The sequence below is a fragment of the Pseudomonas sp. AC463 genome, from assembly GCF_979253585.1.
This window is the reverse complement of the sequence record NZ_CEEDDZ010000438.1, coordinates 1-293: the sequence shown is the minus strand read 5'-3', so window position 1 is coordinate 293 and position 293 is coordinate 1. Positions and strand designations below refer to the sequence as shown.

Genomic DNA, 293 nt, shown 5'->3' with positions numbered 1-293 from the left:
CGGCAGGTGGTAGGCGTTGCGGTTCGTGCTGCGGTAGCGCGTCCAGTCGTAGCGATTCTCCGTCCGCCAGCCGCGGTTCCACGCCCGGCGATCCTCGAACCGGCTGCGATCATAAGCCTGGTCCCGCCAGCCATTGTTGCCGCCATAACCGTAGCCGTAAGCGCGGCGTTGCTGGTCCGGGCGCCGATCGTTGTTCCAGTCGCGGCGGTCGTCGTTGCGCCAGCCGGTGCGGCGATCGTCACCTTGGCGGATCGTATCGCGCCGGTCCCGATCGCTGCCGGCAAAGTCGGGAC

At 68.3% G+C, this 293-nt stretch carries 1 protein-coding gene; it reads right to left on the bottom strand.

All coding sequences use genetic code 11. The features are described 5' to 3' along the window. Nucleotides 1–293 (bottom strand): hypothetical protein (locus tag AC0IYH_RS30875; RefSeq protein ID WP_471837988.1); only part of this gene is annotated, 293 nt, incomplete at both ends.